Origin of the sequence: Streptococcus fermentans, from assembly GCF_040888305.1 — a bacterium.
In the GTDB taxonomy this organism is placed as follows: Bacteria; Bacillota; Bacilli; order Lactobacillales; family Streptococcaceae; genus Streptococcus; species Streptococcus fermentans.
In genome coordinates this window covers 24,102-50,731 of record NZ_JBFNFG010000004.1, presented here as the reverse complement: position 1 = coordinate 50,731, position 26,630 = coordinate 24,102, and the positions used below count along the sequence as shown (strand labels likewise).

At 41.3% G+C, this 26,630-nt stretch carries 29 protein-coding genes; 3 read left to right on the top strand and 26 right to left on the bottom strand.

Annotated elements, in window-relative coordinates:
* Positions 1-74: 74 nt before the first annotated feature.
* The 11 genes from AB2B50_RS05275 to AB2B50_RS05225 form a co-directional block, all read right to left on the bottom strand.
* Complete coding sequence (locus tag AB2B50_RS05275) at positions 75-1,406, bottom strand: hemolysin family protein (protein WP_049502736.1); 1,332 nt, start codon at positions 1,404-1,406, stop codon at positions 75-77.
* 253 nt (positions 1,407-1,659) lie between these two features.
* Entirely contained in the window at positions 1,660-2,490 is an 831-nt protein-coding gene (locus AB2B50_RS05270) for a DNA/RNA non-specific endonuclease (protein ID WP_060956212.1), read from the bottom strand.
* 401 nt (positions 2,491-2,891) lie between these two features.
* Positions 2,892-3,080 carry a DNA-directed RNA polymerase subunit beta gene (locus AB2B50_RS05265; RefSeq protein WP_060956404.1) on the bottom strand — a complete coding sequence of 63 codons (189 nt, stop codon included), beginning with the start codon at positions 3,078-3,080 and terminating at the stop codon, positions 2,892-2,894.
* Complete coding sequence (murA, locus tag AB2B50_RS05260) at positions 3,073-4,359, bottom strand: UDP-N-acetylglucosamine 1-carboxyvinyltransferase (RefSeq protein WP_320692956.1); 1,287 nt, start codon at positions 4,357-4,359, stop codon at positions 3,073-3,075. Before murA ends, AB2B50_RS05265 begins: the two co-directional genes overlap by 8 nt.
* Positions 4,360-4,384: 25 nt before the next feature.
* The gene (locus AB2B50_RS05255; RefSeq protein WP_000615324.1) at positions 4,385-4,615 is read right to left on the bottom strand and encodes a DUF1146 family protein; all 231 of its coding nucleotides are present in this window, start codon (positions 4,613-4,615) and stop codon (positions 4,385-4,387) included.
* 56 nt (positions 4,616-4,671) lie between these two features.
* Positions 4,672-5,709, bottom strand: a complete 1,038-nt coding sequence (locus AB2B50_RS05250; RefSeq protein ID WP_000730764.1) for a SepM family pheromone-processing serine protease — start codon at positions 5,707-5,709, stop codon at positions 4,672-4,674.
* Positions 5,693-6,181 carry a pantetheine-phosphate adenylyltransferase gene (coaD, locus tag AB2B50_RS05245; RefSeq protein ID WP_320692957.1) on the bottom strand — a complete coding sequence of 163 codons (489 nt, stop codon included), beginning with the start codon at positions 6,179-6,181 and terminating at the stop codon, positions 5,693-5,695. The genes AB2B50_RS05250 and coaD overlap by 17 nt, the downstream gene beginning before the upstream one ends.
* Positions 6,171-6,710: a 16S rRNA (guanine(966)-N(2))-methyltransferase RsmD gene (gene rsmD, locus AB2B50_RS05240; protein WP_075228307.1), complete on the bottom strand. Its 540-nt coding sequence runs from the start codon at positions 6,708-6,710 to the stop codon at positions 6,171-6,173. The genes coaD and rsmD overlap by 11 nt, the downstream gene beginning before the upstream one ends.
* A 60-nt stretch (positions 6,711-6,770) precedes the next feature.
* Positions 6,771-7,763 (bottom strand): aspartate--ammonia ligase, encoded by a 993-nt coding sequence (gene asnA / locus AB2B50_RS05235; protein WP_320692958.1) that lies wholly within the window; start codon positions 7,761-7,763, stop codon positions 6,771-6,773.
* Between the two features lie 96 nt (positions 7,764-7,859).
* Positions 7,860-8,543 carry a Bax inhibitor-1/YccA family protein gene (locus tag AB2B50_RS05230; RefSeq protein WP_075228308.1) on the bottom strand — a complete coding sequence of 228 codons (684 nt, stop codon included), beginning with the start codon at positions 8,541-8,543 and terminating at the stop codon, positions 7,860-7,862.
* A gap of 55 nt (positions 8,544-8,598) precedes the next feature.
* Positions 8,599-9,339, bottom strand: coding sequence for a TrmH family RNA methyltransferase (locus tag AB2B50_RS05225; RefSeq protein WP_320692959.1), 741 nt, complete (start codon positions 9,337-9,339; stop codon positions 8,599-8,601).
* A gap of 33 nt (positions 9,340-9,372) precedes the next feature.
* On the opposite strand from AB2B50_RS05225, the gene AB2B50_RS05220 reads away from it, so the two are divergent.
* Entirely contained in the window at positions 9,373-9,651 is a 279-nt protein-coding gene (locus AB2B50_RS05220) for an acylphosphatase (RefSeq protein ID WP_001174501.1), read from the top strand.
* Between the two features lie 77 nt (positions 9,652-9,728).
* Positions 9,729-10,655 (top strand): membrane protein insertase YidC, encoded by a 927-nt coding sequence (gene yidC / locus AB2B50_RS05215; RefSeq protein ID WP_061863800.1) that lies wholly within the window; start codon positions 9,729-9,731, stop codon positions 10,653-10,655.
* 83 nt (positions 10,656-10,738) lie between these two features.
* Here yidC and pflA read toward each other — a convergent pair whose 3' ends face one another.
* The 13 genes from pflA to AB2B50_RS05150 all read right to left on the bottom strand — a co-directional run bounded on the left by pflA (position 10,739) and on the right by AB2B50_RS05150 (position 22,872).
* Entirely contained in the window at positions 10,739-11,533 is a 795-nt protein-coding gene (pflA, locus tag AB2B50_RS05210; protein WP_075228310.1) for a pyruvate formate-lyase-activating protein, read from the bottom strand.
* A gap of 133 nt (positions 11,534-11,666) precedes the next feature.
* Positions 11,667-12,920, bottom strand: a complete 1,254-nt coding sequence (locus tag AB2B50_RS05205; RefSeq protein WP_049528287.1) for a diaminopimelate decarboxylase — start codon at positions 12,918-12,920, stop codon at positions 11,667-11,669.
* A gap of 72 nt (positions 12,921-12,992) precedes the next feature.
* Complete coding sequence (gene purR / locus AB2B50_RS05200; protein ID WP_045762704.1) at positions 12,993-13,817, bottom strand: pur operon repressor; 825 nt, start codon at positions 13,815-13,817, stop codon at positions 12,993-12,995.
* A 102-nt stretch (positions 13,818-13,919) separates the two neighbouring features.
* Positions 13,920-14,861 carry a 3'-5' exoribonuclease YhaM family protein gene (locus AB2B50_RS05195; protein ID WP_049502932.1) on the bottom strand — a complete coding sequence of 314 codons (942 nt, stop codon included), beginning with the start codon at positions 14,859-14,861 and terminating at the stop codon, positions 13,920-13,922.
* Positions 14,851-16,107, bottom strand: a complete 1,257-nt coding sequence (locus tag AB2B50_RS05190; protein WP_320692960.1) for a DNA recombination protein RmuC — start codon at positions 16,105-16,107, stop codon at positions 14,851-14,853. The genes AB2B50_RS05195 and AB2B50_RS05190 overlap by 11 nt, the downstream gene beginning before the upstream one ends.
* Position 16,108: 1 nt before the next feature.
* Positions 16,109-16,771, bottom strand: a complete 663-nt coding sequence (locus tag AB2B50_RS05185; RefSeq protein WP_320692961.1) for a thiamine diphosphokinase — start codon at positions 16,769-16,771, stop codon at positions 16,109-16,111.
* Positions 16,734-17,390, bottom strand: a complete 657-nt coding sequence (rpe, locus tag AB2B50_RS05180) for a ribulose-phosphate 3-epimerase (RefSeq protein WP_320692962.1) — start codon at positions 17,388-17,390, stop codon at positions 16,734-16,736. The genes AB2B50_RS05185 and rpe overlap by 38 nt, the downstream gene beginning before the upstream one ends.
* A 10-nt stretch (positions 17,391-17,400) precedes the next feature.
* Complete coding sequence (gene rsgA, locus AB2B50_RS05175; RefSeq protein ID WP_320692963.1) at positions 17,401-18,279, bottom strand: ribosome small subunit-dependent GTPase A; 879 nt, start codon at positions 18,277-18,279, stop codon at positions 17,401-17,403.
* Position 18,280: 1 nt separating this feature from the next.
* Complete coding sequence (gene rsmA, locus AB2B50_RS05170; protein WP_049509632.1) at positions 18,281-19,153, bottom strand: 16S rRNA (adenine(1518)-N(6)/adenine(1519)-N(6))-dimethyltransferase RsmA; 873 nt, start codon at positions 19,151-19,153, stop codon at positions 18,281-18,283.
* Positions 19,154-19,172: 19 nt separating this feature from the next.
* Positions 19,173-19,886 carry a dimethyladenosine transferase gene (locus tag AB2B50_RS05165; protein WP_320692974.1) on the bottom strand — a complete coding sequence of 238 codons (714 nt, stop codon included), beginning with the start codon at positions 19,884-19,886 and terminating at the stop codon, positions 19,173-19,175.
* An 89-nt stretch (positions 19,887-19,975) separates the two neighbouring features.
* Positions 19,976-21,403: an SseB family protein gene (locus AB2B50_RS05160; RefSeq protein ID WP_320692964.1), complete on the bottom strand. Its 1,428-nt coding sequence runs from the start codon at positions 21,401-21,403 to the stop codon at positions 19,976-19,978.
* 132 nt (positions 21,404-21,535) lie between these two features.
* The gene (gene rnmV / locus AB2B50_RS05155; protein WP_075227339.1) at positions 21,536-22,099 is read right to left on the bottom strand and encodes a ribonuclease M5; all 564 of its coding nucleotides are present in this window, start codon (positions 22,097-22,099) and stop codon (positions 21,536-21,538) included.
* A complete protein-coding gene (locus AB2B50_RS05150; RefSeq protein WP_075227340.1) occupies positions 22,096-22,872 on the bottom strand; it encodes a TatD family hydrolase in 777 nt (258 codons plus the stop codon). The genes rnmV and AB2B50_RS05150 overlap by 4 nt, the downstream gene beginning before the upstream one ends.
* A 154-nt stretch (positions 22,873-23,026) precedes the next feature.
* Here AB2B50_RS05150 and AB2B50_RS05145 point away from each other — a divergent pair, with 154 nt between their 5' ends.
* Positions 23,027-24,871 carry an APC family permease gene (locus tag AB2B50_RS05145; RefSeq protein WP_320692965.1) on the top strand — a complete coding sequence of 615 codons (1,845 nt, stop codon included), beginning with the start codon at positions 23,027-23,029 and terminating at the stop codon, positions 24,869-24,871.
* Between the two features lie 182 nt (positions 24,872-25,053).
* Here the strand turns inward: AB2B50_RS05145 and rpmH are convergent, their stop codons facing one another.
* Positions 25,054-25,188 (bottom strand): 50S ribosomal protein L34, encoded by a 135-nt coding sequence (gene rpmH / locus AB2B50_RS05140; protein ID WP_000831905.1) that lies wholly within the window; start codon positions 25,186-25,188, stop codon positions 25,054-25,056.
* Between the two features lie 144 nt (positions 25,189-25,332).
* Positions 25,333-26,547, bottom strand: coding sequence for a pyridoxal phosphate-dependent aminotransferase (locus tag AB2B50_RS05135; RefSeq protein WP_045762715.1), 1,215 nt, complete (start codon positions 26,545-26,547; stop codon positions 25,333-25,335).
* Positions 26,548-26,630: the final 83 nt, after the last annotated feature.

The window sequence follows — 26,630 nt, the reverse complement described above, 5'->3', positions numbered from 1 at the left end:
AGGCTCCCACAGGAGTCTTTTTCTTTTAACTACTAGAAAAGCTTTATCAGTTCTGCTCTGATAAAGCTTTTGTTTTATTCTGTTTCTTCTTCTGATTCAAGTTCTTGAATTTGAACCTTAAGCTTGGTTACACGTCCATTTTTGACCTTATCATTAGTTAGGGTGATATGCTTATTGCTACTTTCTAACTCATAGCTAAGTTTTTCTGATGTTGGAATAGTTCCCACACCGGTCAAATAGTAACCAGCGATTGTATCTACATCATCACTTTCAAGTTCAACATCAAAGTAAGCATTAAAGTCATTTAAATTCATTGTCCCTTGGACGATATAGGTATCTTCGCCAATTGTATAAACATAAACTTCAGCTCGGTCAGTTTCATCATCAATTTCACCGACAATCTCCTCAAGGAGATCCTCCAGCGTAACTAGACCAGCCATACCTCCATACTCATCCAGAAGGATAGCCATCTGTCTTTGAGTATTTCTAAACTCTTTTAATAAATCATCCACAAAAATAGTTTCAGGTACAAAGAGTGGATCTTGTAAGATTCGCCTCCAGACAATATTGTCAAACCCGCTGGCAAAGGCTTCTTTAAGGAGACTCTTAGTATGAATCAATCCAATAACATTGTCCTTATCTCCATCATAAACAGGAATCCGAGAAAAATTCTGTTTTAAGATACTTTGGATAATGGTTTGAGTGTCATCCTGAATATTTACCATGAAAGCATCGGTTCGAGGAACCATGACTTCACGTGCCATGAGCTCGTCTAGCGAGAAAATCCCTTGTAACATTTCAATTTCATCAGCATCCAAGGTTTCTTCACTCTTAGACAACATGTACTCAATCTCATCACGAGTCATTTTTTCATCTGCATCGTCAAATGTCATCGGTGTCAATTGACTCAAGAGATTAGTTGATGCTGAGAGCATCCAAACGAAGGGACTCACAATCTTACCAAGAGCAATAATAAACGGTACTGTTCTGATAGCTAAGGCATCCTTAAGATTTAGAGCAATTCGCTTAGGATAAAGCTCACCAAAAACAATAGAAATATAGGTCAAGAAAGCTAGTGATAAGAAGCTAGCTACCGCATAGGCAGTTTCGCTATTTCCCATCCAAGAGGCGATCAACTCTCCAAGTGAATCTGCTAGTTTAGCCCCTGACAAGATCGTAATTAAGGTGATACCAACTTGAATGGTTGATAAAAAGTGATTGGGGTTTTCAAGTACCTTTAGTAAACGGATATAGCGTTTATCTCCCTCCTCAGCTTTTTGCTCAACACGTGAACGACTAAGTGAAACCATGGCCATTTCTGTTGCAGAGAAAAAGGCATTTAAAAAGGTCAAAACAACTAATAAAACAAATTGCAGTAACAAATCCTGACTGCTCGGGTCTTCCATTTTCCTTCTCCTAAAAAGTATAATTGAAACCATTATACCATATTTTCCAATTTTTACACATTAATTTTCAATTTCTATGATAAAAGGGGCACTGAATAGAGAGCTGCAATCCAAGTCTCGACGCCCTAGTTCAAGCCTTGTGAATCTTCAAAAAAGCTCTTTAAAATAAGAAAAGCAAAAAACAAGCAATCGTTTCTACAGTTCATGACTAATAAAAAACGAGGTTGGGATTTTTCCTCAACCTCTTGATCAATTAGCTATTTTTTGTGACTGTGACCTCACCTGTTCGGTAATCTAGCTGAATTCCCTTTTGGACATTTGGAATAACGACATTAAACTCCAACTCCCCATCAGAGGACTTGGCTTCAATCTGCGATGCGGACGGCACCAAGTCTTCCTCAGACGCATAGAGCAACGTCACACGGTAACGCACTCGTTTGTTTTGATCTAGAGCTTTTCGAACCAGACTTTCATAATAGTTTTGGCCTGTAGAATCTTCTGCACGCGCTTGGTTGGCCCAAGCTGTCTGTACGGCAATGTTTTTAGGATTGCTAGTAGAAGCATCAAAGCCATCTAAACCACCGATTAAGGCATAGCCCAACAAATGCCCTCTATCGACCGCATGGTTGTAACTTCCCTTTAGATTCTTAACCTGATGCCATCCCGCTGGTGTCCAAGATGTTGAACCATTGCCAGTTTCTTCACGGTCCTTGTACTGCCTTGTTGCTTTTGACATAATTGCATTCGCTACTGTGGGAACTGTCTCTCCTCCTACCGTTTTTGTCTTGTTATCTGCATAGGGTTTGCTTGAAACCTTAGCATCCAGATTGGTTTTATTGTTATTGACGATAAAGGCTCCTGCGCTATTCCACTCTAGAGTACCCTTAATTTGTTTTTTAACTGAATCGGTCAGTACACTTTCAGCCAGTTCTTGACTTGGAGTATCAGACGACTGTGATTTTTGTTTTACTTGTGTTTGTGGTGCAGTGTTGGAAGACTGCATTTGTTTAATATAGTAGCTTCCTGCTGACAAGAGCAAAAAGAGCAAGAGGCCAATTAGGGCCTGCCTTGTTTTTTTATTCATATTTTCTCCCTGTACTCTTCGAAAATCTCTTCAAACCACGTCAGCTTCACCTTGACGTATATGTAGGATACTGACTACGTCAGTTCCATCTACAACCTCAAAACTGTGTTTTGAGCTAACTTCGTCAGTTCTATCCACAACCTCAAAACTGTGTTTTGAGCAGCCTGCGGCTCTCTTCCTAGTTTGCTCTTTGATTTTCATTGAGTATTACATTCAATTTCTAGAAAAAAGCTGGGACAAAAGTCCTAGTCTCTCAATTGTCTTTGGATTGTCGAGCAAGACGCAGTGGTTGAGTGGGCTCTACTACGCTGATGTCATCAGCTTTTACAGCCCTACTCAACTGTGCGGAGGAGGGACGACGAAATCGAATTCTAACGAATTACCGATTTCTGTCCCACTCTCTATTTTCCTGTAAATTTTGCGATGAGTTCTTGCCATTTTGCTGGTGCTAAAATAGCCCAAGGATCTTGACCTTTTCCTAGAATACCATAGCCAATCATCAAACCAATAGCAAGAGCTAACACTCCTAGTAGTAATACTACAATTACTAGGATAAAGCGACGTAAGACATATTTGGATTGTTTATTCATCTTCATCAGCTTCCACACTTACCCGTTCAATCTTAGCTCCTAACTGGGCTAATTTTTCATGAAAACGGTAGTAACCTCTATCTAAATGGACAAGCTTTCCTACAACTGTTTCGCCTTCAGCTACCAAGCCTGTCAAAATCAAGGCTGCACTGGCACGTAAGTCTGTCGATAGAACTTCTGCACCTTGGAGAGGCTGTCCTCCGACGATACGGGCTGTATCACGGATGATTTCAGAGTGCAAGCCCATACGACGCATTTCCTCTAAATGTTGGAAACGATTCTCAAAGACTGTCTCTACCATGGTTGACTCACCTTGAGCAACGGTCATTAGAGCAGTGAACTGCGCTTGCATGTCTGTCGGAAATCCTGGATGTGGAAGTGTCTTAACGTGGACAGCCTTTAATTTTTCACGTTGAGAACGAATACGAATTCCTTCGTCCTCATCAATGACTTCAACACCCATTTCCTGTAATTTAGCAATCAAGGGACGATTGTGTTCCCAGATGGCATCTTGAATCAAGACATCTCCACCTGTAATGGCAGCTGCTACCATGAAGGTCCCTGCTTCGATACGGTCTTGTACAACATTGTGAGTTGCACCGTGTAGTTGCTCAACACCAGTAATCGTTACAGTTTCTGTTCCTGCCCCCTTGACCTTGGCACCCATTTTATTTAGGAGAACAGCCAAGTCGACAATCTCAGGTTCACGCGCAGCATTTTCAATGACAGTCACACCGTTAGCAAGAGTTGCCGCCATCATCAAATTTTGAGTAGCGCCTACACTTGGGAAGTCCATGTAGATATGTGCACCGTGCAAGCGTTCTGCCTTAGCTTCGATATATCCTGCCGTCTGAGTAATCTCAGCCCCCATTGCTTCGAGTCCCTTTAGGTGAAGGTCGATAGGGCGACTACCGATAGTACAGCCACCTGGCATCGAAACTTTAGCATGTCCTACACGAGCCAAGATTGGCCCCAATACTACAATAGAAGCACGCATCTTGCTGACATACTTATAGGGAGCTTCTTCGGTGATGTCTCCAGTAGCATCAACTTCAACAACATGTGCTTCTTGATCAAAGTCTACTTTCGCATTTAATCCACGAACCACCTGATTCATGGTAAAAACATCCGATAAAATAGGAACATTTTTTAAGACTGTTTTTCCTTCACTTGCTAAAATAGTTGCTGCAAGTAGTGGCAAAACTGCATTTTTTGCGCCCTCGATGGTAACACTTCCAACCAAACGATTATCGCCACCTTGAACTACAATTTTTTCCATAGAGTATTTTCCTTCACTTACAATTTTAGAATAACGTTCTAACTGCTTCTTGCCAAAGTTGGTAGAGATTTAGGAAAAAGGAACTAATCAGATATCCTAAACCGATACTACACAATACTACCAAGAGTCGAACCTTCTTCGCATTATCCTTTGTCACCTTCAAAATTTGATCCCATCTGACCAAATCTTTCAAGAGCTGAAAGACTAGGTAGACAAAAAACATATGACTACTAAGGGTAAAAAACAATTGAATCATTTGCCTATTATACCATCTTCTTTTTTTCTACGCTAGTTTAGGGATTCGCCTACTGTTTAGGGATTGTTTTTTAAATAGTCAATCGCATCTTGAAGCGTTTTGACTGGAACGATTTTCATGTCTGTTTTAATCATTTGAGCTGCCTCTAGAGCTGTGTCATAGTTACTCTTGGCATTTGGATTTGCCTTTTTAGCTTCTTCAGTTACTGGATTATTAGGAGCAAAGAATACAGTAGCTCCTTTCTTAGCTGCGGCCACAACCTTTTTATCAATTCCACCAATGTCACCTACGTTACCATCTCTATCGATACTTCCTGTACCGGCAATAATGCGTCCATTTCGAAGAGTGGGATCTGCAATTTGCGTGTAGATGGATAAACTAAACATCATCCCAGCACTAGGACCACCAATGCCTGCAGTTGAAAACTTGATTGGCACATCACTAGATACTTCTGTGCGGTCAATCAAGCCGATTCCGATACCATTTTTCCCATTTTCCAGAGTAATGATTTTTCCTTCGGCAGTCTTGACTTTTCCATCCTCCTCATAGGTAACCTTAACCTGATCACCTAGAGTTTGAGAATTAACGTAGTCAACCATCTCCTTGGAGCTCTCAAAAGTCTTGTCATTCACAGCGGTTACAGTGTCAGCAATATTAAGAACTCCCTTGAAAGTCGAGTTATCTGTTACAGTCAAAACATAGACACCCAGATATTTGAGCTCAATTTCCTTACCCGCCGTCTTCAGACCTTGATATTTGGCCATATTTTGCGAAGTTTCCATGTAAAACTGGTTGATTCGCATAAATTCCGCATCTGATGAACCACCCGTCATCTCTTTGGCACTATGTATGTCCGTGAAAGGAGTTAGCCAGGCATAAAACAAGTCAACCATTCTGGCGTGCTTAACTCCAACCGTCACAAATTGGTAGGAACCTTCCTCTTGGTCAGGTTGGTTATTAACTTGTAAAACCTTTCGAATATCTTCAGAAGTTCCTGGCACCTCGATATAATATGGCAGGGGCACCGTAAAAGCTATAAAAGTGATAATGAGCCCAATAATGAGATATAAGGGCCATCTAGTTTTTTTCTTCATTGTTTAACTCCTCTAGGACAGCATTTGGTACATACCCGCTGATATCTTGATCAAATTTCAATAGTTCTCTCACAGCTGAAGAGCTGATGTATACATGCTCTGGGCGACTGTGGAGGTAGATTGTTTCCATTTCTCCTGCTAGTTGATGGTTGTAAAAATCAAAACTGGCTTCATACTGAAGATCTGTTGCATTACGCAAGCCACGCACCAAGACCTCTGCACCTAATTTTCTAGCAACATCAACGACTAATTCATCGTGAGAAGCTATGACTTTGACATTATTCAGATGGGCCACTGCTTTTTCAACAGTTTTCTTTCGGCTCTCTATCGGTAAAAATCCTGTTTTATGAGGATTATAAAAAATTCCCACATACAATTGATCAAAGAGCTTACTTGCACGCTCAATGAGATCCAAATGTCCATTGGTCATCGGATCAAAAGAACCTGTAAATAGCCCAATCTTATCTGACATAAACCGTCACCTTACTAATCCCATATATTTTTTCCTTCCAGATGCCCAAACAGGCGATTTCTTCTGGAAGTTCTACTGATTTATCGGTCTCACATATCACCATGACATCTTCTGAAAAAAGATTTCTCTCTGCCATTTTTTCAATATCTGACACGATTTGCTCCTTGGCATAGGGAGGGTCCAAAAAAATAAGATCAAAGACACCATCAACCTGTTCTAATGCACGACTGGATTCCATTTTCAACAATTGAAATTTAGAGGTTTCCTTAGTCATTCGGATATTTTCTGCGACTATATTCTGGGCTCGACGATCCTTCTCAACCAGTACTGCACTGGACATCCCTCTTGAGACTGCTTCGATGGATAGACCACCACTGCCAGCATAAAGATCTAGCACACGCCCACCTTCAAAGTAGGGACCAATCATATTAAAAATAGCGCCCCTAACCTTATCTGATGTTGGCCTTGTCGTTTTACCGTCCAGCGTCTTTAACGGACGCCCTCCGTAGATTCCTGATACGATTTTCATACCGTATATTATACCAAATTCTTATCAAAAAAAGAAAATCGAACCTTACGGCTCGATTGATTAAAGAATATTTTCGTAGGTGTCTCTCACTTCTTGAGGCCAAACACTGGTTTGGACTTCACCGATGTGCTTCTTACGAAGCAGGAACATAGCCATACGAGATTGGCCAATTCCTCCACCAATTGTCAATGGGAAGAGTCCATTTAGGAGAGCCTTATGCCATTCTAAAGTTAGACGGTCTTCGTCTCCTGTAATGGCTACTTGGCGACGGAGGGTATCTTCATCGACACGAATGCCCATTGAAGACAATTCAAAGGCTGCACCCAAGTTATCATTCCAAACAAGGATGTCTCCATTCAAGCCATGATAACCATTTTCAGATTCGGTTGTCCAGTCATCGTAGTCTGGTGCACGTCCATCATGAGGTTTTCCATCTGACAATACTCCACCGATACCAATCAAGAAAACAGCACCATATTCCTTACAGATTGCATTTTCACGTTCTTTTGGCGTCAAGTCTGGATAGCGTTCAACCAACTCTTCAGTATGGATAAAGGTAATTTGCTTAGGCAAGATTGACTCAATATCATAGCGTGCTTCCACTGCTAACTCTGTCAAACGAATAGCCTTATAAATCTTTTCTACCGTTTCTTTAAGATAGGCAAGATTGCGCTGTCCGTTTGGAATAACTTTTTCCCAATCCCACTGGTCTACATAGACTGAGTGAGTTGCATCTAGGGAATCTTCGTCTGGACGAAGAGCCTTCATGTGAACAAAGAGTCCTTCTCCCTCACCAAAACCAAAACGGGCCAAGGTATGGCGTTTCCACTTAGCAAGGGAATGCACCACTTCATAGGTTTCATCTGGGATTTGCAAAACCTTAACAGAAACTGGATGTTCAATCCCTGAAAGGTTGTCCTGCATCCCATCCCCAACCTTACTCAAGATTGGTCCCTGCACTTCCACAACTTCTAATTTATCTTTCAAATACTGGGTAAAGGTATTTTTTACAAAGGAAATTTCTTCCTGTTGATGGATAAAACTTTTCTTCATACATCTCTCCTTTTGAATAATAAGATGATTATACCCTTTTGCCAGTAAAAATAAAAGTAAAAATTAAAAAAAGAGCTCATTTGAGCTCTAAAAGTATTAATCGTCACTTCCAAAGATACGCAAGAAGCTGAGGAAGAGGTTGATAAAGTCGAGGTAGAGACTAAGTGCCAATGAAATTGCCCAACCTGTAGCGACTTGACCATTTGATTCTTCATAAACATAGCGAATCTTTTGGTTATCCCAAGCAATCAAACCTGCAAAAACAAGAACCATGACAATACTGATAATGTAATCGAATAGACCACTGTTTAAGAATACATTAACAATCATAGCCAAGATGAGACCTACCAAGGCTCCAATCAAAGCACGTCCGATACCACTCAAGTCCTTTTTAATCACAACTCCAATAATAGCCATGACAAAGAAGAGAGCTGCGCTGGAAATAAAGGCCGTTAGAACCGTTCCTGGTAGATAGAGCGACACGATGAAACTCAGTGAAAAACCGTTCACTACTGAATAGATGAGAAACATTGGAAGAGCTGCTGGGCTATTTTTATAAGCCATATTACTGGCTGCAATGACAAGAGCAACTTCAACTACTCCTGTCACGATTAGCCATATGCGGGCGTTAAGCATCAACTGAACAAGAAGGTCTTGGAAGGTTGTTAACATTAAGGCTGAAACAAGTGCAGATAAGGCGATCCCAATCCCTACAAAAGCATAGACTTTTGCATAAAATTGATTCAAGCCAGAACGTTCTTGAATAATTGTTTGATTCATATCTTTTTCTCCTTATGAAATCTTTTTTTACTGATTATAACAAAAATTAAATCATTTAACTCAAATAAAACATGAGTATACCTGCAGCAATGGCGACATTGAGGCTTTCTGCCTGCCCTTTCATGCTGATGTGGACCAATTGGTCTGCCTGGTCTGTCATGAATGGACTAATCCCTTGACCTTCATTTCCCATGACTAAGGCAAAATCTTCTAGGCAATCCAGTTCACGATAATCTTTAGAGTTTTGTGATAAGGTGGTTGCCAGAATTGGTAAACCGCTCTTTTTAGCTTGTTCCACAAACCCTTCAACAGACATGCGATAAATCGGCAAATGGAAATGACTGCCTTGCATGGAGCGAAGCGTTTTGAGACTATAGATATCTGCTGACTTGCTGGAAACGATGACTCCAGAAAAACCTGCTGCATCTGCCGTCCGAATCATGGTCCCAACATTTCCAGGATCCTGTACATCTTCTAAAAAGAGATACTTGCCTTGGCTCAAATCTGGTAAATGCTCCTCCTCCTTTTGAACAATGGCAACAATGCCCTGAGGCGTTTGAGAATCTGCTAAATCGAGCAAGATTTCTTCGGTTACAAAAACAGTCTGAGGATAGTCTACCAGCTTATCTCCATACTCTGCGAGAGCAAAAATTTTCTCAATCTTTGCACCTGCCTGAACAGCTTCTTCAAACAGATGCCATCCCTCAATCAGATATGAGGTTTTCCGATATTTTTTTTGATGCAATTTTTTGGCATTTTTCACCACAGAATTGGCTTTAGAGGTTATAATAGTCATAGAAATATTATAACACAATCAAGGAGGTTTGGTATGCAAAAGGTTAAAATGATCGCCCAAGGTCGCGTCCAAGGAGTGGGCTTCCGCTGGGGTGTCTATACCCTAGCTCTAGAACTAGGTGGCATTACGGGTCGTGTCTGGAATAACGATGACGGAACCGTTGAAATCCTTGCCCAAGCAGAGTCTTCAGCCATCATGGCCAAGTTTATCCAAGAGATTCGAAAAGGCCCTACCCCATTCTCTAAAGTAACCTATCTTGATGTTCAATTGAGTAACTTTCCATCTTATTCAGACTTCAAAGTCGCAAATTAGGTCTCTAGAACTATTGTATATTTTCCAAAAAAACAGTAGAATAGAAAGGTATAATTTTTAAAGAAGGAATAAAAACAGTGAAATCTATTAAACGTTTTGCACTCTCGGCTATGGGAGTGGCTATGCTATTAGTCTTGGCAGGTTGCGTTCAGATCGATAAAGCAACAGGTAAGCCAATTGGTCCCGTTTGGGATTTCTTGGGTGCTCCAATGGGAGAAGCTATCAAATACTTCGCTAATGATCAAGGTCTCGGTTTCGGTGTTGGGATTATCATCGTAACCATTATCGTTCGCTTGATTATCCTCCCACTTGGTATCTACCAATCATGGAAAGCAACGCTTCACTCTGAAAAGATGAATGCTCTCAAGCACGTCCTTGAACCACATCAGACTCGCCTGAAAGAAGCAACAACTCAAGAAGAAAAACTAGAAGCTCAACAAGCTCTCTTTGCTGCTCAAAAAGAGCACGGCATCAGCATGTTTGGCGGCGTGGGATGTTTCCCTATCCTCATTCAAATGCCTTTCTTCTCTGCTATCTACTTTGCTGCCCAACATACTGAAGGAGTTGCCCAAGCAAGCTACCTAGGAATTCCTCTAGGCTCACCTAGTATGATTTTGGTTGCCTTTGCTGGTATCCTTTACTATCTTCAATCACTCCTTTCTTTACATGGAGTTGAGGATGAAACTCAAAGAGAACAGATCAAGAAGATGCTCTATATGAGCCCTCTCATGATTGTCGTGTTCTCTGTCTTCTCACCAGCCAGCGTTACACTTTACTGGGTTGTCGGTGGTTTCATGATGATCCTTCAACAATTTATCATCAACTACATCGTTCGTCCAAAACTTCGTAAAAAAGTACGTGAAGAATTTGCTAAGAACCCACCAAAAGCAAGCAAAACTTCAAGCACTCGTAAAGATGTAACCCCTGAACCAGCAACAGCTATCACAACTTCTAACAAGAAGAAAAACAAAAAACGCAATGCTGGAAAGCAACATTCTAGATAAAAAATAAAAGGCTTAGCTTAAATGCTGAGCCTTTTCTATAGTTGAAAAGAGGCCGAGAAAAAATCCCGACCTCTTCTTTCATTTTATCCATGTACACGTTTCATGTAATCTTGATAGCTTTCTGTATCCATCAATTCCTTAGCATTCTTAACACGTTCTGCTGTTGGAGGTTTAACTCCTTCAAGTGAGTACGGAATCCCAAGCTCACGCCATTTGAACTCACCCATTGTGTGATAAGGCAAGATTTCAAACTTATCAACATTTTTGAGAGTTTTCACAAACTTACCAAGTTCAATCAAATCTTCATCTCTGTCTGTCAATCCTGGCACTAGCACGTGACGAATCCAAACAGGTTTACCGATTTCTGACAAGTACTGAGCACAAGCCAAGATGTTTTTATTAGTTTGACTGGTTACAATCTTGTGTTGTGCTTCGTTGATTTCCTTGATATCAAGGAGAACCAAGTCTGTCACGGCCATTAACTTGTTGAACTTTTCTAGATAGCGTGGTTTGTTACGGAATGGAAGGGCACAAGTATCCAAGGTACAGTGGATACCCTTTTCTTTTGCCTTGGTAAAGAGGGCAATCAAGAAATCAATCTGCAAGAGGGCTTCTCCTCCGCTGACTGTGATACCTCCCTTGTCTCCCCAGAAACCACGATAACGAAGCGCTTCTTCTAGAACATCATCTACTGTTCGTACACGAGATTTATTGGTTTCCATAGCCCAAGTATCAGGGTTATGGCAGTATTGGCAACGCATCTGACAGCCTTGCAAAAAGACAATAAAACGAATTCCAGGGCCATCTACCGCCCCAAAACTCTCTGTCGAATGCACCATTCCTGTCACTTGTCCATAGTCAATTATTTCCTCAGACATATCGTTACCTTCCTTGAAAACGTTTTATAGTCTTTATTATACCATGACTGAAAAGAAAAACCACAGATTTTGCCTATTTTTTAGAAAACAATCTGTTTTTCACTTTCAACTTTCATGATTTTCAAAATATTTATTAATCCTTGTCAAAATCAAAGCCATAGAGAGTCGCAAAATAATCCTCTGGTCGCTCTGCTCGGCGGATCAAGCGTGCTCCACCGTCCTCTGTATAGAGAATTTCTGCCGAACGAAGCTTGGCATTGTACTGGTAGCCCATAGAGAAGCCATGCGCACCTGTATCATGAATGACTAACAAATCACCAATTTCTGTTTGAGGTAGTTCACGATTAACTGCAAACTTATCGTTGTTTTCACAAAGAGAGCCAACAACATCAACTACTTCAGTCTGACCATCAGGATGCATCATATTGGTGATGTGGTGATAAGCGCCATACATAGCCGGTCTCATAAGATTGACAGCTGACGCATCTACTCCTAGATAAGTACGATAGGTTTTCTTTTTATGAGTAACTTTTGTAACTAGAATGCCATGGGGTGCCAACATAAAGCGACCTAGTTCTGTAAAGATTTTAACCTGACCAAGGCCTGCTGGTGTCAAAACCTCTTCATAAACCTGACGAACTCCCTCACCAATCAAAGCAATGTCATTAGGTTCTTGATCTGGGCGATAGTTAACCCCGATACCACCTGAAAGATTGATAAAATCCAGTGAAATACCTAACTTTTCCTTGATTTCTACTGCCAATTCAAAAAGCTGACGTGCTAATTCTGGATAGTAGAGATGGGTCACTGTATTGGAAGCTAGGAAGGAATGAATCCCAAAGGTTTTAGCTCCCTTTTCTTTCAAGATTGCAAAGGCTTCAAAAAGCTGTTCCTTAGTCATCCCGAACTTAGCTTCACCAGGATTATCCATAATGTCCGTGCCCAGTTCAAATACGCCACCAGGATTGTAACGGCAAGAGATGATTTCTGGGATGCCTGCTGCACGTTCCAAATGCTCGATATCTTCAAAGGCATCTAAATTAATCGTCGCACCCAATTCTCGCGCATAAGCATACTCTCTATCTGGGGTGTTATTAGACGAGAACATCATATCCGCCCCTGTAAACCCAAGCTTGTGACTCATCAAGAGTTCGACATAACTAGAACAATCCACTCCACACCCTTCTTCTTGTAAGATTTTCAAAATAGCTGGGGTTGGGGTTGCCTTAACTGCGAAGTATTCTTTAAAGCCCTTATTCCAAGAAAAGGCCTTGTTTACTGCGCGTGCTTTCTCGCGGATACCTTTTTCATCGTAAAGATGGAATGGGGTTGGAAACTCCTCAACAATCTTTTCTAAGGCATCACGTTTAATAAATGGTGTTTTCATAGAACTCCTTCATATTCATTATCAAAGAAAGGCTGGGACGAAAGTTCCAACCTTTGTATTTCAAGTCAATTCTTATTTTTCTGTATCGAAGATATTTCCAACTTCAACAGCAATTTGTTGGTTCTTCACATCAATATTTGTGACTCTCAAGAGTGACTTGTAGTCGAACTGTTGTTCACGGTCTTCCTGTGCATTATCAGCAAAGACAGCTACACCTGCCAACTCTGAATCAAACTCAGACAAGAGGCTAATCATCCCGTTAATGGTTCCTCCACCCTTCAAGAAGTCATCGACGATCAAGACACGACTTCCTGCTTTGAGGCTACGTTTTGAAAGGAACATCTTTTCGATACGGTCACTAGAACCTGAAACATAGTTGACACTAACAGTTGAACCTTCAGTGATTTTCAAGTCGCGACGGACAATGACAAATGGAACATTGAGAACATTTGCCACTGCATTTGCAAGCGGAACCCCTTTGGTAGCCACAGTCATAACGGCATCAATCTTCTGATCCATAAAGCTCTTAGCAATAATGCGACCGATATTTTTCAAAATAGCTGGAGTGCTCAATAGGTCAGATAAATAAATGTAGCCACCTGGAAGAATACGGTCACTCTCTGAAAGTTTATCACGAAGCTCTTCGATAATCGCTTTAGACTCAAGGGTAGAGATCGATGGTGTAAAAATAACACCACCACCAGCACCTGTCACCGTTTGAATATGACCGATTTCAATTTCTTCGAAAGCACGCTTAATGATGACGATATCTTCAGAAATAGACGATTTGGCAGATTCATACTTTTCCGCAAAGGTGTTGAGACTGGTTAATTTGTATGGATTGTTAATCAAGTAATTGGAAATGACAACCATCCGATCACTTCTTCTTAATTTCATTATATTTTTACCATTCTTTTTTATTTAGTCTTTTTCTCATTATATCACACTAAAGCAAAAAAACGAACTTTATTGCCTAAATAAAGTTCATTTTTTTAGTTTCTAGTCTAATTTTGGCTTGTAGAAGGAACGATTGTCCATAGCAAAGACTTTATTGGTCATTTCTCCCTCATCAACAAGGGCCAGAGCTGTTGTCATCATCATCATGCTGGCATCCAAATTATCAATCATATGAATAATTTCTGCTTCCATCACTCGAGGACGAACTGGACTACCATACTCAAGGAGACCATGATGACTGAGAATGACATGGCGAAGAAGTACAACTTCTTCTCTGGTATCATCAATGCCAAGTTCCATTACCGCTTTGGTAATTTCGCTATCAATCAGAGCGATATGACCGATAAGGTTTCCTCTTACTGTGTACTCTGTCTGGTCAGGACCTGTCAACTCAATAACCTTGGCCAGATCGTGCAGCATAATCCCCGCGTAGAGCAAGCTCTTATTGAGTTGAGGATAAACATCTGCAATTGCTTCTGCTAAACGAACCATAGTAGCTGTATGATAAGCAAGACCTGTTTCAAAGGCATGATGGTTGGTCTTAGCAGCTGGATAGGAGTAGAATTCCTTGTCATACTTAGTGTAGAGATTCCGAACAATTCGCTGCCAAATTGGATTTTCAATTTTAAAAATCATCTGCGCCATATACTCACGAATCTCTTTGGCATCTACTGGAGATTTAACCTTGAAGTCCGCTGGGTCATTTGGTTCGCCAGGTTGTGGTAAGCGAAGGGTGATTTGATTAACCTGAGGCGTATTGTTGTACACTTCACGACGACCTTGCATATGGACTACTTTCCCTGCTGTAAAGGTTTCAACATTGTGGGGTTGAGCATCCCAGAGCTTCCCTTCGATTTCTCCACTATCATCTTGGAAGGTGAAGGCTAGGTAGTTTTTCCCAGCACGTGTCTGTCTCAGGTCAGCTGACTTGATCAGGTAAAAGCCTTCAAAAAGCTCATCTTTCTTCATGTGACTAATCTTCATATTCTTCCTCATCTTCTTGGATTTGTAGCAAATCAAGCGCAGGCTCACCTTCTGATAACTCAATGTGACGAAGCGTTCGCTCGATAGCTGTAGTACGACGGTTTAATAAATCATCAATATTGCCAGAGGCATGTTGGAGATGTTTTTGTGCCTTGACCAGAATCCCTCCAAACTTGCCAAATTCTGTTTTGACACTAGCTAGGGTTTTACTGATATGGTCAGCACTCTTTTGGATATTAAGAGTCTTGAAGCCAACTGATAAGGAGTTAAGAAGAGCCGACAAGGTACTTGGCCCTGCAACGATAATTTGCTCCTCTCGTCTCAAATCATCAAAGAAAATCGGATTGCGAACGATTTCCGAATAGAGACCTTCTGTCGGAACAAACAAGACTCCAAAATTAGTTGTCCGAGGTGGTGCCAGGTACTTACTCTTGATATCCTTGGCAAAACGCTTGACGCTTGCTAAGAGAGACTTACGGCAGCGTTCGATTTCATCCCTATCACCTGCTTCATAGGCTTCTTCCAGACGGTAATAATCCGCCAGGGGAAACTTAGAATCAATCGGTAGATAAACATATTCCTGGTCACCTTGCCCAGGTAACTTGATGGCGTATTCCACACGTTCACTAGAGTTTTCAACTGTTGCAAATTCTCGTTCATACTGGGCAGGTGTCATGATATCTTCAATGATCTGTCCCAGTTGTAGTTCTCCTAGAATTCCTCGCGTTTTAGTTCCAGAAAGAACTTTATTTAGCGCACCAACATCACGCGCCACCGTCTGCATTTCGCCAAGGCCACGATTGACAGATTCCAGTTGCTTGGAAACTGTCTCAAAAGAGGCCTGAAGGCGTGTCTGCAAGGTCTTTTCTAGCTTTTCCTCAACCGTTTGGCGCATCTGTTCCAAGCGTTGCTCATTGGATTCCTGCAAGGCCTGAAGGCGTTGGTCAGTCTTATCTCTTGTTTGGAGAAGATTCTCATTCATCTCCTGCCTAAGTTGAGTCAAGCCTTGGTGCAACTCAATTCGCACCTCCTGCAAACGGTCGCTAACAGCCACTTCTAGATTTTTTTGGTCCAGCTGACTAGACTGTCTGGCTTGTTCAAATCGATAATCTAACTGGTCTGACAAATGATCTGCCTGGTCCTCCAAGCTCTTGGTCAGATATTTCTCCTGCTTATCCTGCCTTTGCCAAATAAGAAAGAGGCCGGCTAGATTAGCAACTAATAAAACAACAAGTAAACTTTCCATCCTACCTCCTATCTTTGCTATGCAAGACAACCACATAGCCATCTGGGCAAGTCACTGAAACTTCCCTATCTATATATTCGTTAGAAGCATAAACTTTCTTAAAGAAAAAATTTTTCTCTGTCAACTCATACTTGGCACCGATAATGGTCAACTGACTATCCCGAACCGGCATAAAGGCCAGATAATCATAGTCCGAACGTGGTTCAAGTTGACTGGTCCCTTCTGGGCAATAGCTAATCAAGTTTTGCCCATCCTCAATCTCTATTTGACGCATATAGGGCGCCAATTTAGGATTGCTAGGCAGAAAGACATTGGCCAGCATATGGTCGATGCGACCACCTAGGGCGCCAAAAATGGTCACTCGAGCTTGAGGATCCTTTTCAAAAACCGTTAAAAGCGCTAGTTCCAGATCGGTATCATCTTTTTCTGGCTGGGCTTGGACAAAGTGATGAGCACGCTTTTGAATCAACTGACGCTCTTCCATAGTCACAGAATCAAAATCCCCAACGGCTATAGTAAGAGGAAGTTTTTCCTCCAGTACCCAGAGTGAGCCACGGTCCACACCGACAAAGCAATCAAAATCTATCCTATAATGTCCACGGTCTCCACCAGCAAAAACTGCAACTTTAGTCCAGTTGTTTTCGGAGAGCTTGCACTCGTTCATTGACATCTCCCTTAAAGACATAAGACCCTGCTACAAAAACTGTTGCACCTGCTTCCTTGGCTTGAGCAATGGTTTGATCATCAATTCCGCCATCGACTTCAATTTCAAAGTTCAAACCTTTTTCCTCGCGAAGGGCCACCAACTCACGAATCTTATCCATGGTTTCTGGCAGAAATGCTTGTCCACCAAATCCAGGGTTAACTGTCATGACCAAAACTTGATCAACTAGATGAAGGACATACTTAATCGCTTCAACAGGTGTTCCAGGATTGATAACAACCGATGGTTTGACACCTAGAGAACGAATCTTTTGAAGAGCGCCATGGATATGAGGTGTTGCCTCTACGTGAATGCTGATGATATCTGCACCTGCACGCGCAAAATCTTCTAGATGGTGTTCAGGATTAGAGACCATCAAGTGGCAATCAAAAACCATCTTGCTATGGGGGCGAAGGCTTTCGACCACACCTGCACCAAAGCTGATTTGTGGCACAAAGTGACCATCCATGATATCGATATGGGCATATTCTGCCCCAGTTGCTTCTAGGCGTTTAATTTCACGTTCAAAGTTGGCATAATCTGCTGCCAGAATTGACGGAGCAATCTTGTATTGAGACATAGGTTTCTCCTTATTTTGGTATTTTTTTGCTGATTTTTTTATAGGTTTCTCTGCGATTTTCAATCTCACTGAGGAATTGCAGATAGTTGTCGAAACGGAAGTTTGCAATGATGCCCTCTTCTACTGCTGGTTTCACTGCACAAGATGGCTCATGAGTATGCGTACAAGTACGAAACTTGCAGTCTCGGCTTACAGAGGCAATCTCTGGAAAGGCCTGGTTCAGCTCTTCAGCACTTGATACTTCATAATCTAGTGACGAAAAACCTGGTGTATCTGCGATTTTACCACCATTGAGATTGTAAAAACTAACAGCTCGAGTAGTATGGCGACCACGACCCAGACTGTCTGAGATTTCTCCTGTTTCGAGATTGAGGTCAGGTGCAATTTTATTAAGCAGGGTTGACTTCCCGACACCTGTCTGCCCCATAAAGACTGTCACTTTGTCTGTCAACAAGGGCAAGAGTTCCTCTTTACTAGTCACAAAGTCGTATCCAATAGCACGATAGGTCTGCTCGTAAAAATCCAGTTCTCCCCCATCCTCTAGTAAGTCCATTTTGGAAATATAGACGATAGGATGAATGCCCTTGTGCTCCAAAAGAACCAAGAACCGATCCAATAAGTTGCTATTAAAGTCAGGCTCTTTGACCGACATGATAACCACAGCTTGGTCAATATTGACGATTGGTGGGCGAACCAGACTATTTTTTCGTTCATGAATCTTGAGAATATAGCCTTCGGAATTTTCCTCCGCAGAAAAATCTACCCAGTCTCCAACATAGGGCGTATGACCTTTTTTACGGAAATTCCCACGCGCGCGTGTTTGATAAACCTGACCCTCACTTTCCACATAGTAGAAACCGGCCAAAGCTTTAATAATTTGTCCCTGCATCCTAGAGTCCTTGTCCTTTAAGCGCATCTGCTAGACTGGCAAATTCTTCTAAGCCAAGAGCTTCACCACGTACACTTGGTGACAAACCTGCTTGGTCCAAAGCCTTGGTCAGCTTATCCTTGACTTCCTCAGTCTTGCCAAAGTAACCTGTCAGATTATTCCACAAGGTCTTACGACGATGGGTGAAACTAGCCTTGGAAACCTTAAAGAAGAAGTTCTCATCTTTTACTGCTACAGCCGGTTCTGGGCGACGTACCATTTTCAGGATAGCTGAATCCACATTTGGTGCTGGCACAAAGACCGTACGAGGCACAATAAAGGCAACCTTAGCTGTCATGTAATACTGAACGGCAATCGACAAGCTACCGTAAGCCTTGGTATTTGGTTGAGCAGAGATACGATCCGCCACTTCTCTTTGCATCATGACCACAAACTCACTAAAAGGAATGCCACTTTCAATCAAGTGCATGAGAATAGGTGTCGTGATATAGTAAGGCAAGTTGGCTACTACCTTGATTGGCAAATCAGGATTTTTGAAATTCTGGATATGTTGCGCCAAGTCAACTTTGAGAATGTCCTCGTTGACTACGGTCACATTGTCAAAATCACGTAAGGTATCAGCTAGGATTGGTACCAAGCGATGGTCAATCTCAAAGGCCATAACTTCAGCTGCACGCTCAGCCAAAAATTCCGTCAAAGCACCAATACCCGGCCCGATCTCAATGACATTGACCTGGTCATCAATCTCAGCCGTATCCACAATTTTTTGAAGGATATTAGTATCGGTCAAGAAATTTTGCCCGAAGGATTTTTTAAAGGTAAAACCGTGACGTTCCAGCACTGCCTTGGTCACGCTATAATCTGCAATTCTCATTTATTCTCTTTTCTATTTATTAGCTAAAAATAATATATAAAACCCACATAATTCCTAGTGCCAACAAAATCCAAAACACTAAAAGAACACGAGACTTGTTCCCTTTTGAATCAGATCCAGTCATATCATGCACTTTCTTATCTTCTTGGGGGTTCGTTTTCTTCAGTTCATCCTGATAGGCAACCGAATCTAGAATATTGTCTTCTGGCAATAATTCTGAAGCATAATAATCAGGAAAGCCCATAGCAAGACCAATTAAGTTCTTTTCAGTCAAAGAAAAATCTAAATCTTTGGGTTGATTTTCCCGAATAGCCCGTATATTTTTTAACAGTTTATCAGAAACAACAGACACTTGGTCCATAAAAACAACATCCAAAACATCAAATCCAAGCACATCACCGTCTTTGACATTTGCAAGAATATAACGAACAAAGTCATCATAGAGTTGCAAGGCTTGCGGGGCATTCTCTTCTAAAAAAGATCGGTTTTTGAGGGCATTCTGCTGGAATTTTTCAATAGAAAGCAAGATATCTACATTCTGCTCTTGGTAAAACTTTTCTGCTTGCTCTTCATCTTCTTCGAGTTTTTCTGCTGTTTCCCAGAGAGCAATAAGAGTTTTTAAATCTTCTTCTTCCCAAAACAATTGCCAAAAATAGGGTATTGTGTAAATTCCCTCTGTTAGAATACGGACTTCATCTTCGTTTTTTAAGTAAATATAAGTTCTATTTGCCATATCATTTCCTTTCACAATCTTTGAAAAAGGTTAGTGGTTCAAGTAGGATGTAGATAAAACTATATAGTTTCCTAATGTAAAGAAACTCTCTAATCTTTAACTCTGCCTTCTAGTTCCTCACTGAGCTTTTGCATCTCTTTAAAAGCTGTTAGACTAACATAGGCACCCGCTTCATAGTATTCCGTTGGATTAATGGCATAGTCAAAAACTTCAATCATGCCTCCCGCTTCTTCAATCATGCCATTCCATTTTTCGTCAAAGACCATTCGCAGACGTTTCCAATCAGTAAATACCGGCACAGAGTTTCGCCCATCTTTTCCTTCTTTAACTGGAATGTTGAAACTAGAATCTTTTTCCAAGACAAAGGAATTTCCTTCCTGACTATCGCCCTTAAATTCCGAAGCCGCATCTAGAGGAATTAGGAATTTAGCTTTCGGCATAGCTTCTGAAAAGAACTTATAATAGAGCTTATAAATTACTTCTTCATCTTCTGTAGTCGGGCTATCCAATTGTCCCATCAACAACATCCATCTTACTAGGTCAGGATTCATTACAGGAACTTGTATTTCTGGCAAATTAGAATAATCTGGTTTTTGGACCAAGGCTGAGGCACTGATGCTAACTTCCTTGGAATTAAAGATTGCTCCCAAGGCACCATTTAAGTAAAAGGCTGTTCCAAGGAAATTCTCAATCCCTTTTTTATCTTCCGTATTTTCAATCAGTTTTACGACAGAGTTTGGTCGACTATCAATGGTTTCTTTAAATTGGCGATACCAAGATGGCGTCAAAAGCATGATCATGGGATCCGTACAGAGATACCCCTCTTCCCCCCTGTCATAGGTCGTTGAGAAAAGATAGGGTTCACCTGTTTTTTCCGAATAAACTGCATAAACCGAATCTGCTGCCAACAACTTGTCCTTGACAATTTCTGCTAGACGCTCTAACTTGCGGGTGTTAGCTTGATAGCTTTCTTCACTTTCAGTTTCCTGATTTTGACGGCATTTCCATAAAAAGAGACGTAAAATCTCTACGCTATCATCAAGGCTAGCTGCCAAATAGTCTTCATTTGTTAACTGACCCTCTTGGATGGCTACAAAAGTACGATAAAGAGCATCTGAATAGCTAGATAATTTTTGCTCTTCCTCAATACCTGAACTAAAGAGCACACTTCCTTTTTTCAGTTTATCCAAAGAAGGAATCCTATCAACCACTAGATGGGCAAGAACTTCATCAGTTAGACTATCTGCATCTTTGTTTTGACTGCTAAGTTTTTTAACTTCTACAGAGCCAAGAATTTCCATTCCTTGGTCGGGATTACAAAACTGCAACTGATCTCCAACCTTGAGACTACCTTCTAGACTCCCAACAATCAATAATTGATTCGTTTCCTTCAGCGGGAACAAATCTAGAACACCAATACATGCATTGTTTTTAGATTCTTCTGTTTCTTTCTGTGCTTCAGTGATTTCAGTTTCTTCTGCAGTTTCCGTCTTTTTTAAAAAATCAAAGATTCCCATAACTTTTCCTCATTAACTCCACACAAGGCTAATCCCGTGGAGCACTTTTCTAATGCTTGCTATCAAGCCTGATTAAACCGTATATGATTACTTCCATTGTATCATATTCCCCCTACATTTTGGGACGGTTTCTCAATTCTCATACGATTTCATGGCATCTTCAACTTCAGCTAAACTGATGCCAAATAATTCTAAACGCTTGAGAAGTTGTTTCCCATTGGAATAACCAATACGAAGGCTTTCTCCTAGATATTCTCTGCGTTTTCGGCTATCTGCGCCTGCTAGAAACCCAAGACGAATCAAGTCACTACGGCTAATGTCAAAGTCGCTTTCTGCTTCAAATTGCTCTGTGACTTGTTCCAGCGCTGTTTTCAAGTCTTCATAACTGGCATGTTCGATTCCTAGGGAACGTCCTTTGGTCTTGGATTTTGGCACTGCTTCATATCGCTTGAGAAAGGCGTGTTGAACTGTTGGAACAGCCGTCATAATCAAACGACGAATGCGTTCCCCATTAAAGTCAGGATCTGTAAAGACAATCACCCCATGACGTTGGTGTAGACGTTGGATACGTTCAAGATCTTGCTCATTGATAGCAGAGCCACGAGTCTCATAGGTCTCCACATCAAAATAACGTTTGAGATTGGCCGTATCATCACGCCCTTCGACTACAATGACTTGGGAAATTTTCTTTTTCATAATTTACGTTCCAATCCAAAGATTCGTTCCGCATTTGCACTTGTCACAGCAGCTATTTCTTCTGTCGTCAGACCACGTAAGTCTGCAATAAAGTCCACTACATAGCGCGTGTAAGCTGTCTTGTTTTCGCGACCACGCTTGGGTACAGGGGCTAAATAAGGGGCATCTGTTTCTACTAAAATTTTATCCAAAGGTAACTCTTTAGCAGCGTCCTGAATGTCTGTCGCTTTTTTAAAGGTCACCACTCCAGAAAATGAAATAGTCATGCCAAGCTCCACAAACTTTTCAGCCCATTCCAGGGAACCAGAGAAGGAATGCATGATGCCACCACGGGGACCGACTCCCTCACTTTTGATAATCTCATAGGTATCTTCAAGCGCATCACGGGTGTGAACCACAAAAGGTAAATCTAATTCCTTAGATAGCTGAATCTGACGACGGAAAACTTGCTCCTGCACTTCTTTAGGGGCTGTCATCCAGTGATAGTCCAAACCAATCTCACCCAAGGCAACAACTTTAGGATGTTTGAGCTTGTCCAACAGGTATTTCTCAACGTCTTCTGTATAAGTCCCTGCTTCTGTCGGATGCCAACCAATCGTCGCATAAAGTTGGTCATATTCTTCCACCAATTCCAAGGCTCGTTCAATGGTCGGTTTATCAAATCCAACAATATTCATCCGAGTCACACCCATTTCAGCTGCTAAGGCTATTTCTTCTGCTTCTCTTCCTGAAAATTCTTCCACATTCAAGTGGGTATGTGTATCAAAAATCATGTATATTCCCTCGTTTTTTCTACCTTCTATTATACCAAAAAACTGCTCTTATCCTTATAGGAAAAAATATTTTAAAATCACTCACTTTTTCTTGACGACTTATTTTCATAGCAGTATAATAACTCTTGTTGAAATTTTCAGAAAAGGAAAGAAAATGTTTACGAAATTAAAATATACCTTTATTGGTCGTCCCCTTAAGTCCTTAACTGAAGGCGAGGGAGGGCTACTTGGAAAAACACAGGCACTTGCAATGCTCTCAAGCGATGCCCTTTCATCTATCGCCTATGGACCTGAGCAGGTCGTCCTTGTCTTGGCTAGTCTTTCTCCCCTCGCTATTTGGTGGAGTCTCCCTATCGGCATTTTTGTCCTCTTGCTACTTGCTAGTCTAACCATTTCTTACCGACAAATCATCCATGCCTACCCTCAAGGTGGAGGTGCCTATATGGTTACTCGAGAAAACCTCTCCCCTGAGTTAGGTTTGATTGCTGGGGGAAGTCTACTTGTTGACTACATGCTGACAGTAGCCGTATCGGTGGCTGCAGGAGCTGATGCGATCACAGCTGCACTTCCTGTCCTCCATCCTTATAACCTCCACATCTCCATTTTTCTAGTATGTTTGCTCATGCTTTTGAATCTGCGAGGCTTGAGGGAATCTGCTAGTTCTCTGATGATCCCTGTCTATCTCTTTATCTTTAGCACGGTCTTCCTCTTATTGTTTGGTATCTTCCAACTATTGACTGGTTCTCTCAGCTATCATGCAACTTCTGCAATTGGTCAAACTGTCCCGAGTCTCTCAATCGTCCTGATTTTAAGAGCCTTTACCAGCGGTTCAGCTTCACTAACTGGAGTTGAAGCTATCTCAAATGCTGTTCCATTTTTCAAGACCCCCAAAAAAAAGAATGCAGCTCAAACACTGACCATCATGTCTCTTATTCTTGGATTTCTCTTTGCAGGAATTACCTTCCTAAACTACTGGATGGGGATTACTCCTCAACACGGAGAAACAATCCTTTCACAGATGGCTAAAGGAATTTTAGGGGATTCAGCTCTCGGTCAAGTTGTTTATTATCTCTTCCAATTTTCAACAGCCCTCATCCTTGCCGTAGCTGCAAATACTGGTTTTTCTGCCTTTCCGATGTTGGCTTACAATATGGCTAAGAACAAATACATGCCCCATCTCTTTATGGAAAAAGGAGACCGCCTTGGTTATTCAAACGGTATTTTGACCTTAGCCTTTGGCGCCATGATCCTTCTGCTCATTTTTAACGGAAATACAGAACGCTTGATCCCTCTCTATACAATCGGAGTTTTCGTCCCCTTTGCTCTTTCTCAAACAGGGATGATTCGCCACTGGAAAAAAGAAAAAGGTTCTCAATTCTTGAAGTCAGCTTTTGCAAATATCCTCGGAGCCACCATTTGTTACGCTATCGTTCTTATCTTACTCTTCTTCAGACTTGGAGATATCTGGCCATTCTTCCCTATTATCCTGGTCCTAACCTTCCTCTTCTTGTCCATCCACAGTCATTACCAAAAAGTGGCCAAACAGCTTCGACTTTATGAAGGAATTCAAAAGAAAACCTACGATGGCAATGTCGTCCTTGTCTTAGTAGGAAATGTTACTCGAGTCAGCGTTGGAGCGATTAACTATGCTCAAAGTATTGGAGATGAGGTTTTGGCCATGCACATTTCCACCAAAGAAACAGAGGAAAAAGACCAAGAAATCCTCCAAGAATTTGCCGACTACTTCCCAAATATCACTCTAAAAAACATTACTACTAGCTATCGCGATATCATCACACCTACCGTTCGCTATGTTCGAAAAATCTCTCAAGAAGCCAAGAAAAAGAACTACACAGTTACAGTTCTAGTACCCCAATTTATCCCTAACAAACCTTGGCAAAATATCCTCCACAATCAAATGAGCCTCAAATTGAAATATGCTCTCAGATGGCACGAAGATGTCGTCGTTGCTAGCTACTCTTATCATTTGAAAGAATAAAGAAAAGCTCAAAATCAGAAATTCACCTTCTGATTTTGAGCTTTTTTCTATATACTGTCTTTCCAATACATCTGCTGAAGTTTTTATTCTAAAAAAGGTATTTTAGAAAATTCACTTTTTTAGGCAACAGAAAAGCCAGTAGACTCGAGTTCCTACTGACTTCTTTGTTGAATTCGTTTGGATTATGCAGCCAAAACTTTGCGTCCTTTACGACGACGAGCTGCCAATACGCGACGACCGTTTTTAGTTGACATACGGTTACGGAATCCGTGTTTGCGCGCACGACGTAGTTTACTTGGTTGATAAGTACGTTTCACGATGAATACCTCCTCATAGATTTTGTATTCGTTTAGCCGGCTATAAAGTGATCAGTTACTAAACATACTTTACTATTCTATCTGATTCTTTCGCATTTGTCAATAGCTCTGGCAAATGTTTCCAGCTTTTTTGCTATGAAAGCCTTATCTACGATACTGCTTCAAGAAACGAGTCATCTTTTCTTGAATTTGGGCTAACTCATCTACACGTGGCAGATAAACGATACGGAAGTGATCTGGTTCTTTCCAGTTAAATCCTCGTCCATGAACCAAAAGTACTTTTTCTTGCTTCAAGAAATCAAGGACAAATTGTTCATCATCATCGATACGATACATATTGCGGTCAATTTTAGGGAAGATATAGAGACCCGCTTTAGGTTTAACCGCGGACAAACCTGGAATATCTTGAATGGCATTATAAATAAAGTTTCTTTGTTCATAGATACGACCACCCGGCAAGAGTAATTCGTCGACCGACTGGTGACCACCTAGTGAAGTTTGAACAACCTGTTGAGCCAAGACGTTGGAACAAAGGCGCATGTTTGAAAGCATGTTGAGACCTTCAATATAGCCCTTTACATGATGTTTAGGCCCAGACAAGACCATCCAACCTACACGGAAACCAGCGATACGGTGAGATTTAGACAGACCATTCATGCTGACACAGAAAAGGTCTGGAGCCAAACTTGCTACTGGCGTGTGGACATTGCCGTCCATAACCATACGGTCGTAAATTTCATCCGCAAAGATAATTAAGTCATTTTGACGAGCAATCTCAATAATATCTAACAAGAGTTCCTTAGGATAGAGGGCTCCAGTTGGGTTATTTGGATTGATCAAAACGATAGCCTTAGTATTTGAACTAATCTTAGACTTGATATCATCTAAGTCAGGATACCATTCAGCTTCTTCATCACAGACGTAGTGAACGGCATTTCCTCCAGCCAGGCTGACTGCAGCAGTCCAAAGAGGATAGTCAGGCATAGGGACCAAGACCTCATCACCATTGTCCAAGAGACCTTGCATAGACATAACGATTAGCTCACTGACCCCATTCCCAAGGTAAATATCGTCAATACCAACGTTGGGGAATTTCTTGAGCTGGCAGTACTGCATGATTGCTTTGCGAGCTGAAAAGATCCCTTTTGAGTCCGAATAACCTTCACTATCACGCGCATTCATAATCAAATCATGGATGACCTCATCTGGTGCTGTAAAGCCAAACTCAGCTGGGTTTCCTGTATTCAAACGGAGGATTTTTTCCCCATTTGCTCGCATACGCATGGCTTCCTCAAGGACTGGACCACGAATGTCGTAAGCCACATGCTCTAATTTGATTGATTTGTTAAATTCTTTCATTTGAGTTCCTCAATTCATCAGGATACTTAATATTATACCACTTGATAGAAAAATCGTAAATTTCGCGATAGCATTCCACAAAA